11 protein-coding genes are annotated in these 13,764 nt (G+C 34.3%); 7 read left to right on the forward strand and 4 right to left on the reverse strand.

From position 1 onward, the window contains the following. Window positions 1-13: 13 nt before the first annotated feature. Together GBH57_RS09770 and trkA are read right to left on the reverse strand one after the other, a co-directional pair. Window positions 14-1,519: a TrkH family potassium uptake protein gene (locus GBH57_RS09770; RefSeq protein ID WP_151674307.1), complete on the reverse strand. Its 1,506-nt coding sequence runs from the start codon at window positions 1,517-1,519 to the stop codon at window positions 14-16. Beyond that, window positions 1,519-2,868 carry a Trk system potassium transporter TrkA gene (gene trkA / locus GBH57_RS09775; RefSeq protein ID WP_151674308.1) on the reverse strand — a complete coding sequence of 450 codons (1,350 nt, stop codon included), beginning with the start codon at window positions 2,866-2,868 and terminating at the stop codon, window positions 1,519-1,521. The genes GBH57_RS09770 and trkA overlap by 1 nt, the downstream gene beginning before the upstream one ends. A 283-nt stretch (window positions 2,869-3,151) precedes the next feature. Here trkA and ubiE point away from each other — a divergent pair, with 283 nt between their 5' ends. Next, the gene (gene ubiE / locus GBH57_RS09780) at window positions 3,152-3,889 is read left to right on the forward strand and encodes a bifunctional demethylmenaquinone methyltransferase/2-methoxy-6-polyprenyl-1,4-benzoquinol methylase UbiE (RefSeq protein WP_151674309.1); all 738 of its coding nucleotides are present in this window, start codon (window positions 3,152-3,154) and stop codon (window positions 3,887-3,889) included. Window positions 3,890-3,958: 69 nt separating this feature from the next. Continuing rightward, window positions 3,959-4,666 carry a type IX secretion/gliding motility protein PorT/SprT gene (gene porT, locus GBH57_RS09785; protein ID WP_151674310.1) on the forward strand — a complete coding sequence of 236 codons (708 nt, stop codon included), beginning with the start codon at window positions 3,959-3,961 and terminating at the stop codon, window positions 4,664-4,666. Here the strand turns inward: porT and GBH57_RS09790 are convergent. Further along, entirely contained in the window at window positions 4,653-5,381 is a 729-nt protein-coding gene (locus tag GBH57_RS09790; RefSeq protein ID WP_151674311.1) for a TrmH family RNA methyltransferase, read from the reverse strand. The genes porT and GBH57_RS09790 overlap by 14 nt on opposite strands. A 58-nt stretch (window positions 5,382-5,439) precedes the next feature. Between GBH57_RS09790 and tamL the strand changes: the two genes are divergently transcribed. From tamL to GBH57_RS09815, 5 genes are all read left to right on the forward strand, one after another. Next, on the forward strand, window positions 5,440-8,031 hold the full coding sequence (gene tamL / locus GBH57_RS09795) for a translocation and assembly module lipoprotein TamL (protein WP_151674312.1): 2,592 nt from the start codon (window positions 5,440-5,442) through the stop codon (window positions 8,029-8,031). 113 nt (window positions 8,032-8,144) lie between these two features. Then, window positions 8,145-9,212, forward strand: a complete 1,068-nt coding sequence (gene fbaA, locus GBH57_RS09800) for a class II fructose-bisphosphate aldolase (RefSeq protein WP_151674313.1) — start codon at window positions 8,145-8,147, stop codon at window positions 9,210-9,212. Window positions 9,213-9,261: 49 nt separating this feature from the next. Continuing rightward, on the forward strand, window positions 9,262-10,128 hold the full coding sequence (accD, locus tag GBH57_RS09805; RefSeq protein ID WP_151674357.1) for an acetyl-CoA carboxylase, carboxyltransferase subunit beta: 867 nt from the start codon (window positions 9,262-9,264) through the stop codon (window positions 10,126-10,128). Between the two features lie 308 nt (window positions 10,129-10,436). Further along, on the forward strand, window positions 10,437-10,706 hold the full coding sequence (rpsO, locus tag GBH57_RS09810; protein ID WP_151674314.1) for a 30S ribosomal protein S15: 270 nt from the start codon (window positions 10,437-10,439) through the stop codon (window positions 10,704-10,706). 321 nt (window positions 10,707-11,027) lie between these two features. Next, on the forward strand, window positions 11,028-13,256 hold the full coding sequence (locus GBH57_RS09815) for a polyribonucleotide nucleotidyltransferase (RefSeq protein ID WP_151674315.1): 2,229 nt from the start codon (window positions 11,028-11,030) through the stop codon (window positions 13,254-13,256). A 92-nt stretch (window positions 13,257-13,348) separates the two neighbouring features. On the opposite strand, the gene GBH57_RS09820 is transcribed toward GBH57_RS09815, so the two are convergent. Next, entirely contained in the window at window positions 13,349-13,762 is a 414-nt protein-coding gene (locus tag GBH57_RS09820; RefSeq protein WP_151674316.1) for a response regulator, read from the reverse strand. Between the last annotated feature and the right edge of the window lie 2 nt (window positions 13,763-13,764).

The following is a 13,764-nucleotide window of genomic DNA, read 5'->3' on the forward strand; positions in this document are numbered from 1 at the left end:
TTGTTTTATCATTTTATCGGTTTCTCCAAAAGAACGGTGTAAAAAGTATAAGAACCGTAAAAAGCTCTAACCTACCTATAAGCATTAAAAATGATGCCCACCACTTTGCTGGCGTAGATAACACTCCGTAACTATTTACAGGTCCTAAATCACCTAATGCTGGACCAACATTCCCTAGAGTAGATGCAGCTCCACCTAATGCAGTTGCAAAATCCAGTCCAAGCAATGAAAACACCAACACACCAACAATAAAGGATAACATATATAATATAAAGAATCCAAGTATATTAAATACAATAGGTTGTTGTACTGCTCTATTATTGTAACGAACTGGTAAAATAGCGTGTGGATGAAGCGTTCTTTTAAACTCTAAAACTCCATTTTTTATCATTATTAAGTGCCGCACTATTTTAATACCCCCAGAGGTAGATCCTGAAGAACCACCTAAGAACATTAATCCAAAAAAGATTATGACTAAAATTGGTGTCCATATTGCGTAATCTGCAGAAACAAACCCCGTAGTTGTAACAATACTTAACACTTGAAAAAGTCCATGGCGAATACTTGCTTCAGCTTTTCCTAATACCATAGGATGATCAATACTACTTAAACCAAAATCTACATTAAAGTAAATTAAAAACGCCATAATTATTGTTATCCCAATCACTAATAAGGAATAAGATCTAAACTCTTCATCTTTAAAAATTTTAGAAAATTTCCGCTTAAATGCAAAATAGCTTAGTACAAAATTTGCACCCGCTAAATACATAAAGAAAATAATTATATATTGTATTAATGGGGTATCGTTCCAATATGCTACACTAGCATTTTTAGTTGAAAATCCTCCCGTACTTAAAGTACTTAACGAATGATTTATCGCATCGAAAAAGCTCATTCCAGCTACATACAAAAGCAATGTTTCAGCAGCTGTGTATCCTACATAAATAAGCCATAATCTTTTTGCAGTATCGGTAATTCTAGGATGCAATTTATCTCCACCTGGACCTGGAGCTTCGGCTGCAAAAAGCTGCATCCCTCCTATTCCTAAAAGCGGTAAAATCGCTACCGCGAGAACAATAATACCCATTCCACCAATCCAATGAGTTGTACTTCTCCAAAATAGAACTCCGTTAGGAATACTTTCAATATCACTTAAAATGGTAGCACCGGTAGTTGAATAACCACTCATTGTTTCAAAAAAAGCATCTGTAAAATTGGGGATTGCACCTGTAAACAAATATGGAATTGTCCCTGCAAGCGACATAATTACCCACCCAAGAGATACTATGATGTACCCATCTCGTTTATGAATTTCTTTTTTATGTTTTCTTGTCAACAACATAGTTACAATACCCACAAAAAGTGTAACTCCGGCAGAGAGTAACATTTCCTTAAAAACTCCATCATTATAAGCAATGCTTATAATAGAAGCAATAAGCATAAATACCCCATTAACCGCTAAAAGCAGTCCCATAATGTGAACGACAATCTTAACATTTAATTTAGTAAGAATATTCATTAGATAAAGAGCTTTTCTACTTTACTAATTGATTGAGGCAGACAACAAACGACAATTCTATCACCTGTTTCGATTTTAAAATCTCCTAAAGCAATGATACCTATATCTTGTCTAATTACACCTCCTATTATTGCAGATCGAGGTAAATCGATATCCTTGATTTTTTTACCCGAAACCTTTGAACAGTCCTTGACAATAAACTCTAATAACTCAGCATTCATGTTGTTGAGTTTAGTCATTGCTACAACTTCTCCTTTTCGGATATACCTAAAAATATTATTTGCCGCTAAAAGCTTTTTATTGATTAGCGTATCAATACCAATCGAATGCGATAATTGAAAATAATCCATATTTTCAACAAGCGCTATTGCTTTTTGTACCCCCTTAGATTTAGCGACTAAACAAGACATGATGTTAGTTTCACTATTTCCGGTTACGGAAATAAAGGCATCCATACCTTGAATATCTTCTTCAAGCAATAAATCGACATTACGTCCATCACCATTAATTACTAAACAGCTAGGAATATCATCTGCAATTTCAAATGCTTTTTCTTTATCGTTTTCTATAAGTTTTACATTAAACTTATTCTTACACAAATCATTAGCAGTTTTGTATCCAATATTAGAACCACCTAAAATCATCACATTTTTAATTTCGTGACGCTCGCGACCTGTAAGTTTATAGATTTCATCAACACCCTCTTTTGTTGTTATAAAATAAACCTGGTCACCTTCTTTAAACTTGGTATCTCCACGAGGAATTAATGTGTATTGCGTACCAAAACGTTGCATTGCTATAGGCGCATACTTTAAATTTGGATAAATAGCAGCAACCTCTTTAACAGTTCTATCAACAAAACTATTTGTACGAGTTAAATGTAAACCTATCATAGTCAAGGCTCCATTTTCAAACTCGTAAGTATCATTGAATGCACTTTGGTTTAATAATAATTCAATTTCATTTGCAGCAAGTGACTCTGGAGAAATAAGTTCGTCTATCCCAAACTTCGTAAAACCTACTTCATCTTTTCGATCAATAAATTCAGTATTTGATATTCTCGCGATTGTTCTTTTAGCTCCAAGTTGCTTTGCGAGAACACAAACTGTGATGTTTGTAGTTTCAGAAGCTGTTACGGCAATGACTAAATCTGTAGCTGTAATATTACTATCCTCAAGTACTTTGATGGAAGTTGCATCTCCACGAACAACGCGAATATCAAGATGTGTATCTGCATATGACAACGAATCTCGATCAGTATCAATCAACGTAATGTCTTGAGATTCAAAAGACAACAGTTTAGCTAAATGGAATCCCACCTCGCCGGCACCAGCAATAATTATCTTCATTTGTATTTATTAATCGTACGCAAGCAGAATAAAACAGGGGACTTATTAAAACAATTATTCTTTACTCCTATTTCTTGCGCGTACACATAAGATTACAAAGGTATTGAATTTTTAAATCCTATGAGCCTGAGTGAACTGCTATATTATTTTATACTGAAATATTAATGATTCAACAAAATCAACCATAAAAAATTATACTCCTTTTAAATTCTACCATTTACATAAATGAACACATCAATAACGCTAAACTTTTGTCTTTAATTTCTGTATTTTTGCGGTTGATATGGCAGAAAACAAAAAGGTAACTCCTTACAAAGATTCAGAACTCAATAAAAAGCAACAAGTTGAACAAATGTTTGATAATATTTCTTCTAACTATGACGGCCTTAATCGTGTAATATCATTAGGTACCGACGTAAAGTGGCGAAAGAAAGTTCTTAAAATGGTTCAGGCAAAAAAACCTGAAAGCATTCTTGATATTGCTACAGGAACAGGTGACTTAGCGATATCATTTGCAATGCACACCGCTACTCCTAAAATTGTTGGCCTAGACATATCTAACGGAATGTTAGAAGTTGCGCGCAAAAAAGTAGCTAGCACTGAAATTGAGAAAAAGGTTTCTTTTATTCAAGGTGATAGTGAAAACTTACCATTTGAAGACAATAGCTTTGATGTTATTACAGTTTCATTTGGAATTAGAAACTTTGAAACTCTTGAAAAAGGATTATCTGAAATTAAAAGAGTACTTAAAAAAGGAGGGCTTTTTATTATTTTAGAAACATCAGTGCCAACTAAATTTCCTTTTAAGCAAGGCTACAACGTTTATAGTAAAAATATTTTACCATTAATTGGTAAAATATTTAGTAAAGACAAAGTTGCTTATAGCTATTTGTCGGAAAGCGCTTCTGTTTTTCCACATGGTGAAGCACTCAACAATATTTTAAAGAAAATTGGGTTTATTAAAGTGGATAACAAACCACAAACTTTTGGCGTTGCTACTATTTACTCAGCATCTAAATAAAGTTTAAAACAATTTTACTACAAATAGTGGTATAATAAAAAGTACGACTCGTTAAAACGAGCTTTTTATATGAAAAAATTAATCTTACTCTTAGCTTTTGGATTATTAGCACAAAGCATTCAAGCACAACTTTTTAGCAGAGAACGTTTATCTAATTTAGAAACATTTGACAACCGTTTTTTAACTTGGGGTTATTTTCTAGGTTTTAATAATTACGATTTTAAAATTGAATATAATGATGAGCGCGGTAGAGAACTTACCGATGTAATAGTAGAACCTTCAACAGGATTTAACGTAGGTCTAATAGGCGATATGCGTATTAACAACTACATAAATTTAAGACTCGAACCAGGACTTTATTTTACACAACGAAACCTTCGTTTCCCTGGATTTACTGAAGAACAAGATATACTAAGAGAAGTTAAATCTACATATATACACATTCCTCTTTTGGTTAAATTTTCAACTAAAAGACTTAATAACTGGAAACCATTTATAGTTGGTGGTGTTTCTACATCACTTAATTTATCAAGTAAAGAAAACAATCCAGAAGATAACGAAGAAGGCCAATTTAGAACTACCCGTTACACAAACTATTATGAACTAGGAGTTGGCATAGACTTCTATTTATACTTTTTTAAATTCACGCCATCGATTAGAGGAGTTTTTGCTATGAGTGATGAACTTGTCCCAGACGACAACCCTAATAGCCCTTATACAGGAAACTTAAACAGCATCAACTCAAGAGGAGTTTTTATCAACTTTACTTTCCAGTAGATCTTTTAAATTCGCTCAATAAAATTGCAGTAGCCGTTGCTACATTTAAACTTTCAGTAGCTTGACGAATTCCAAATTGTGGAATGGTAATGCGCGCTGTTACTTTACTTAAAATTTCGGCTGAAACACCATTAGCTTCATTTCCAAGGACAATTATTGCATTTTCTGGCAAGGCACTTTCATAAATTGAAGCTCCATCCATCATCCCCGCGTAAACAGGAAGATTAGCATTCTCTAAAAACTCATTTAAATCCACATAATGAATAGGAAGACGAGCAATTGATCCCATTGTTGCTTGCACAACCTTAGGATTGTAACAATCTACCGTATCCTTAGAACACACCAATTGCGTAACATCAAACCAATCGCACAATCTAATTATTGTCCCTAAATTCCCAGGATCTCGAACAGCATCAAGTACTACTGTGAGTCCTTTAGTTGCCAAAGGAGTAGTTTTTGGAATTTCAAAAAGTGCTAATGACGAGTTCGCTGTTGTTAGAAAACTAATTTTTTTAAGCTCTAATTCTGAAACTTTAAATACGTTGTTACTTTGTACTGTCTCATCATTAATAGTGAAAAGACTATGTAATTTTAAGCCTTCTTTTTCTAATTCAGCAATAACTTTAGGACCTTCAGCTGCAAAAAGTCCCGCTTTAGTACGGTACTTTTTTTGCTGTAATCCCGTTATAAGTTTTATTTGTCCTTTACTAATCAAATTGTAGTATTTTTACATTGTCATTACACCGTGACAAGAAATAAGATAAACACCCTTCTTGCAAACAAGCTTCACAAAAATATCACTAATTTTAGGAACGGCGCTGCTCATTGCTTCGTGTAATGCTGTCAAGAATGTTCCCGATGATAAGTTTCTTTTAACTGAAAACACAATTATTGTTGATGGCGAAGAAGAAACAGATGCTGGTGTACTCTCGCAAATAGTACAACGCCCTAACACGAAAGTTCCACTATTCGGAATACCGATGGGTCTTTACATTTACAATCTAGCAGATCAAAAAGCAGATAGCACATATTATAAATGGCTACACAAAAAACCTAAACGTGAGGAACGCTTAATTAACTTTATTTCTAAAAAACAAGTTGACGAATTAGGCAATAGCTATGTAGGCTTTAATGAATGGCTAAAAAAGAGTGGAGATGCCCCAGTTATAATAGACGAAGCCAAAACCAACAAATCACTTCAACGCATAAAATCATGGTATTCTAAAAAAGGATGGTTCAATACTGAAGGCTCTTCTAAAGTTACAGCGAACGAGAACAAAGAGAAACGCGCTTCGGTTGAATACAGAATAACAAAACACCAGCCTTATTTTGTAGATAGCATTCAGAAAAGTATTAGCTCTCCTGTTGTAGATTCAATTTTTAAGGCAACTAAAAATCAATCATTCTTAAAAGAAGGCAAGCAATACGCAGCAACTGATTTTGAAAATGAAAGAAACCGAATTAACATTCAACTTCGAAACTCTGGACTTTACTATTTTGACAGAGATTACATCAGTTTTGAAGCTGATACTGTGAAAACTAATCACAAAGCGAATATCACTTATATTATTCCTGACAGAAAAATTGAAGTGGGCGATACTGTTGAAACAAAACCATTCCAAGTACATAAAGTGAATGAGGTTAAAATAATAACTGACTACACGTTCGCTAATCAAGGGAGAAAATTTCAAGATTCCGTAAAATTTAAAGGCTACACTATATATAGTTATGGCAAAATGAGATATCGTCCTCGGGCAATTACTGATGCTGTAGCGATATCACCTAATAGAATTTTTAAAGATGTAGACCGAAATTTAACGTACAATCAAGTAAGTGATTTACGTATTTTTAAATACCCTAATATTTCTTATCAAGAAGATCCGAGGGACACCATAGGTAACGGTTTAATTAGCACAATTTTTCTAACACCTAGAAAAAAAGCAACTTTAGATGTAAGTTTTGACACGTACACATCAACAATTCAACAAGTAGGTGTTGGTTTTAGTGGCTCCCTCCTATTAAGAAATATTTTTAGAGGAGCTGAAATTCTACAAATTTCAGGAAGTGGTAGTGTTGGTTCATCAAAGGATGCTGGAGACAATGAAAGTTTCTTCAACACAACAGAAGTTGGTATCGATGCCAAGCTCTCTTTTCCAAGATTTTTATTCCCAATTAACACCACTAGATATATTCCTAAATACATGTCACCTAGAACCAATATCAGCACAGGTTTTAGCGCACAAAACAATATAGGTCTAGATCGTCAAAACTTAAGTTTTATATTTAATTACGAGTGGAAACCTAAAAAAATACGCACGAATAGTTTCGATTTATTTAATGTTCAATATGTACGTAACTTAAATACAAACAACTTTTTCAATGTCTACCAAAACTCATTTGATCAGGTTAATGACATTGCGCAAGATTTAGAAACTGCAGACACAGGATCTATAAATCCAGATTATTATTTTATTAATGATGATGGAGATCTGGAGCTTGAAATACCTACTGGTATTGATTCTTTTTTAAATGATTTTGACACAGATGGAACAAGTTTTAATACTAATAGTGATCAAGCAGACATTTTATCAAGTGTTATTGAAAGACAATTAAGACTTACAGAAGACAATCTTATTTTCGCTTCTAATTTTGTTTGGACTAGAGATACAAGAGAAAACATATTTGACAAAAGCTTTTCAAGATTTCGATGGAAAATTGAATCTGCAGGAAATTTACTTTCTAATATTGCTAGCATCGCAAGTTTAGAGCAAAACGACGATGACGAATATCGCACCTTTGGTGTTGTTTTCTCTCAATACGGAAAATTTGAAAGTGAATACATCAAACATTGGCAAATTTTTGGTGGAGATAATGTATTTGCAATTAGAGCATTTGGTGGTATTGCAATTCCTTATGGCAATAGCGAAAGCATTCCTTTTACACGAAGTTATTTTGCTGGTGGAGCAAATGACAATAGAGGTTGGCGCCCTTACGATCTTGGACCTGGTAGCAGCGGTAGTGTGTTCGACTTTAATGAAGCAAATTTTAAATTAGCTTTTAATGCTGAATATCGCTTTACTATTTTAGGCGCTTTCAAAGGAGCCCTTTTTGTAGATGCGGGAAACATTTGGAATGCACTAGACAATGTTACTGATGAAGCTTCTAGATTTAGCGGACTTAGCGATTTAAACGAATTAGCCGTAGCAAGTGGACTTGGATTACGATATGATTTTGGCTTTTTTGTTTTCCGTTTAGACACAGGATTTAAAACTCACAACCCAGCATTGACTGAAGGCAGTCGATGGTTTAAAGAATATAATTTTAGTAATGCAGTATACAACATTGGGATTAACTACCCTTTTTAAATATCTAGAAAAAAGCATTAACGATTCATTTTCATCAAAAAATGAAAACGTAATCATTAACGTTTCTGCTTCGTCTAAAATCATTATTTTTGCAGCTTAATTAAACACCAACTATGAGTCACAATATAAAATCTGGCGTAGCCACTGGAAAAGAAATTCAAGCCATACACGCGTATGCGAAGGAAAAAGGATTTGCAATGCCAGCTGTTAACGTAACAAGCACAAGCACTGTAAATGCAGTAATTGAAACAGCGGCAGAGTTAAATGCTCCTGTAAACATTCAATTTTCTAATGGTGGGTGTACATTTTTTGCAGGTAAAGGTCTTTCAAATGAAAACCAGAAAGCAGCAATTGCAGGTGGTATTTCTGGTGCAATGCACGTTCATCAAATGGCTGAGCTTTATGGCGCAACAGTAGTACTACATACAGATCACTGTGCAAAAAAACTACTTCCTTGGATTGATGGTTTATTAGAAGCTGGCGAAAAGTTTTACAAAGAAAACGGTAAGCCACTTTACAGTTCTCACATGATTGACTTAAGTGAAGAACCTATTGAAGAAAATATTGAAATCTGCAAAACATACCTTGCTCGTATGAGTAAAATTGGCATGACACTAGAAATAGAATTAGGAATTACTGGTGGTGAAGAAGACGGTGTGGACAATACAGACGTTGATGTATCTAAACTATATACACAACCGGAAGAAGTAGCATACGCTTACGAAGAGCTAATGAAAGTGAGCGACCAGTTTACGATTGCAGCTGCCTTCGGAAATGTGCACGGTGTATACAAGCCAGGAAATGTAAAATTAACTCCTAAAATTTTAATGAACTCACAAGAATACGTTCAGAAAAAATTTAACACGGGTCACAACCCAGTTGATTTTGTTTTTCATGGAGGAAGTGGTTCTACTTTAGAAGAAATTAGAGAAGCTATAGGATACGGTGTTATTAAAATGAATATTGATACAGATTTACAATTCGCATTTACTGAAGGTGTTCGTGATTATGTAATTACCAATAAAGACTATTTAATGACACAAATAGGAAATCCTGATGGAGCTGAATTACCTAACAAAAAATATTACGACCCACGTAAGTGGCTTCGTGAAGGAGAATTAACATTTAAAACTCGTTTAAAAAGAGCCTTTGAGGATCTTAATAACGTAAATACATTATAATCAGAATTTCATGATAAAAAACATTGAAATTCAACTAAACGAAGAAGATATGGCTTGGTTTAAAAGAACAAAAAAAGGTATACAAACAGCTACAGAGGACAAAAAAGATGTCCCTAAAGGACTGTGGTACAAATCCCCAACAGGTAAAGTTGTTGACGCTGAAGAGTTAGAGCGTAACTATTACGTAAGTCCAGAAGACGGATATCATGTACGAATAGGAAGCAAGGAATATTTCGAAATATTATTTGACGACAATAAATTTAAAGAGTTAGATGCTAATTTAACATCTAAAGACCCTTTAAAATTTGTAGACAAAAAGAAATATACTGATCGCCTTGAAGCAGCACAAAAGAAAACTGGATTGAAAGATGCAGTTAGAACAGCCGTAGGAAAATCTATGGGTAACGATCTTGTTATTGCCTGTATGGATTTTAGTTTTATTGGTGGATCAATGGGATCTGTTGTAGGAGAAAAAATTGCTCGAGCAGCAGATTATGCACTAAAAAACAACACCCCATTTTTATTAATAAGTAAATCTGGTGGAGCCCGAATGATGGAAGCTGCACTTTCATTAATGCAATTAGCTAAAACAAGTGCAAAACTAGCACAATTAGCAGATGCAGGAATACCTTACATATCACTATGTACAGACCCTACAACAGGAGGAACAACAGCATCGTTTGCAATGTTAGGTGATATCAATATAAGTGAACCTGGAGCATTAATTGGTTTTGCAGGACCACGTGTTGTAAAAGATACAACGGGAAAAGATTTACCAGACGGTTTCCAGAGTGCTGAGTTTGTACTTGAACACGGTTTTCTAGATTTTATCTCACACCGTAAGGATATGAAACGTAAAATCAACCTATATTTAGACTTAGTTTTAAATCAACCATTACGTGAGAAAACAGCTTAAACAGCTAATATCTCTACAATACAAAACCCGTTAACTTGATTGTTAACGGGTTTATTTATACTACTTTTTTTTACTGAAATATTAATTTGATTATTCCCTGTGCAGCTATTTTATTCAATTTAGAATACTTCATAAAACAATTCTAGATGAGTATTTCAGAAATATCATTTTAAGTCATTGACTGACTTGCAATTAAAACAATACGTATTTTTAAATAAAACAATGTGATATTACTAAATTTTAGTATTTTTGCAGCCGAATTACGACACGCGTGATTCATACATAAAAATCATTTTAACAATATTAGCATGTATTTAGATTCAAAAGAAAAAGCAGAAATTTTCGCAAAGCACGGGAAATCTGCAACTGACACAGGTTCTGCAGAAGGACAGATCGCTTTATTCACTTACAGAATTGAGCACTTAACAGGTCACCTTAAAAGAAACCACAAAGATTACAACACAGAGCGTTCTCTAGTTATGCTAGTAGGTAAGCGTCGTTCATTATTAGATTACCTAATGAAGAAAGACATTATGCGTTACAGAGCTATTGTAGCTGAACTAGGATTACGTAAGTAATATATTTAAAGGAGCACTTAATAGTGCTCCTTTATTTTTACCTCGAATATTCAATTTCGAGACTTTTTTATATTAAATACCCTTCGCTAGGAGAATAAATCAACTATCGAAACGTTCATTAAAATAACATTTCCGAAGTACACCTTATTAGTGTTTTATATGGAAATTAGATATCTGAATTTTCAGATATAAAAATACTGAAAAGGCTACCCTTTAGTTTTTCATTGGTCAAACCACAACAACACAACAACACTTCAATTGAGACCCAATTGTTGACCAAATTAACATTTCCGCTTGCGGAAATATGAAAAACATTTTTTTATGATACCTAAAGTATTTAGAGAGGTCATTGACCTTGGTGACGGTAGAGAGATCTCTATTGAAACTGGAAAATTAGCAAAACAGGCACACGGTTCAGTCGTGGTTCAGTCTGGAAAATGTATGATGCTTTGTACAGTAGTTTCTAACTACGAACAAAAGGATCTAGATTTCTTACCATTAACGGTAGATTACCGTGAAAAATTTGCAGCAGCAGGACGTTACCCAGGTGGTTTCTTTAAAAGAGAAGCGCGCCCAAGTGATGGTGAAGTTTTAACTATGCGTTTAGTGGATCGTGTATTACGTCCATTATTCCCAAAAGATTACCATTCTGAAACTCAGGTGATGATCCAGTTAATGTCTCACGATGATGATGTTATGCCAGATGCTATGGCAGGACTTGCAGCTTCTGCAGCAATTCAATTATCAGATTTCCCATTTGAATGTGCTATCTCTGAAGCAAGAGTAGGACGTGTAAACGGTGAATTTGTAATTAACCCAACTAGAGCTCAATTAGAAGAGTCTGACATCGATATGATGATTGGAGCATCGGCTGATTCTGTGATGATGGTTGAAGGTGAAATGGATGAAATTTCTGAAGAAGAAATGGCAGATGCGATTAAATTTGCTCACGATCACATTAAAGTACAATGTGCTGCGCAACTTAGATTAGCAGAAGCTTTCGGAAAGAAAGAAACTCGTGAGTACCCACCTGAAAGAGAAGATGATGAGCTTAAAGAAAAAGTTCATGCAATGGCATACGACAAAGTGTATGCAATCGCTAAAGCTGGTTCATCTAAGCACGAGCGTAGTGCTGCTTTCAATGAAATAAAAGAAGACATAAAAGCTACTTTTAGCGAAGAAGAATTAGCTGATTATGGAGGTTTAGTATCTAAATACTACCGTAGCGCTGAAAAAGCTGCAATTAGAGATCTTACTTTAAATGAAGGACTTCGTCTTGATGGTCGTAAGACTGTTGATATTCGTCCAATCTGGTGTGAGACTGATTACCTACCATCTGTACATGGTTCTGCCATTTTTACACGTGGAGAAACTCAAGCTCTTGCAACAGTAACATTAGGAACATCTAGAGATTCTAATAAAATTGATATGCCTTCTTATGAAGGAGAAGAAAACTTCTACCTTCATTATAACTTCCCTCCTTTCTGTACTGGTGAAGCTAGACCTATTCGTGGAACATCTCGTAGAGAAGTTGGTCACGGTAACTTAGCTCAACGTGGGCTTAAAGGTATGGTACCTGCGGATTGCCCTTACACTGTACGTGTAGTTAGTGAAGTATTAGAATCTAATGGTTCATCTTCAATGGCAACTGTATGTGCTGGAACAATGGCAATGATGGATGCAGGTATCCAAATGACGAAACCAGTTTCTGGTATTGCAATGGGACTTATATCTGATGCTGATTCAGGAAAATATGCTGTATTATCTGATATCCTTGGTGATGAAGATCACTTAGGAGATATGGACTTTAAAGTAACTGGAACTGCAGATGGAATTACTGCTTGCCAGATGGATATTAAAGTAAAAGGATTAAGCTATGAAATTCTTGTTAGTGCATTAAAACAAGCAAGAGATGGTCGCTTACACATATTAGAAAAACTAACTGACACTATTGCAACTCCTAGAGCCGATGTAAAAGATTACGCTCCTAAAATGGTAAGTGTTCGCATCAAAAATGAATTTATTGGTGCATTAATTGGACCTGGTGGAAAAGTAATACAAGAGCTTCAAAAAGAAACTGGATGTACTATCGTTATTAACGAAGACCCTGTAACTGAAGAAGGTATTGTTGAAATTTTAGGAACAGGACAAGAAGGAATCGACGCTGTATTAGCGAAAATTGATTCTATTACGTTTAAACCTACAGTAGGTTCAGTTTACGAAGTAAAAGTTATCAAAATGCTAGATTTTGGTGCTGTTGTTGAATATACAGAAGCTCCTGGAAATGAAGTATTACTGCACGTATCTGAGTTAGCTTGGGAACGTACTGAAAACGTTACCGATGTTGTAAACATGGGCGATGTATTTGATGTAAAATACTTTGGTGTTGACAAACGTACTAGAAAAGAGAAAGTTTCTAGAAAAGCACTTTTACCTAAACCAGAAGGTTATGTAGCTCCTGCTCCTCGTGAGGACAGAGGTGATCGTAACAATCGCGGTAGAGATAATCGTGGACGTGATACTAGAAAAGACGATAGAAAGAAAGACTAATCTTTTTAACTATTAGATATAAAAATGCCCGCTAAAATAGCGGGCATTTTTTTTGATTTCAATTTTAACTTCACTAAGACACTTGTAATTTTTTAGTTAACGTTTTTCTGAAAAGATTCAACAATTGAAATTAATTCTCCAGGTTTAATTGGCTTTATTATATAATCTGAAATATCTGAAATTCTTTTAGCTCTTTCTATATCTCTTGAATCTACTGAAGAAGAAACCATATAAATTAAAATACTTTTGCCGACTCTAGGTTTTATTTTAACATATTCTTCCATGAATTGAAAACCATCCATTATAGGCATATTAATGTCTAACAAAATAATGTCTGGTAAAGTCTCATTAGTTTCAATATTCCTTATTAAGAAATCCAATGCTTCTTCTCCATCTGAAAAAACCATAATATTCTTGGCCAAATCATACAACTTTATTGTTTTAGTAATAGTGTATTGATAGATTAAATCATCATCTATGACACAAATATTATAAAAATTTTTCATTT

Origin of the sequence: Patiriisocius marinus (assembly GCF_008974325.1) — a bacterium.
Classification (GTDB): Bacteria; Bacteroidota; Bacteroidia; order Flavobacteriales; family Flavobacteriaceae; genus Patiriisocius; species Patiriisocius marinus.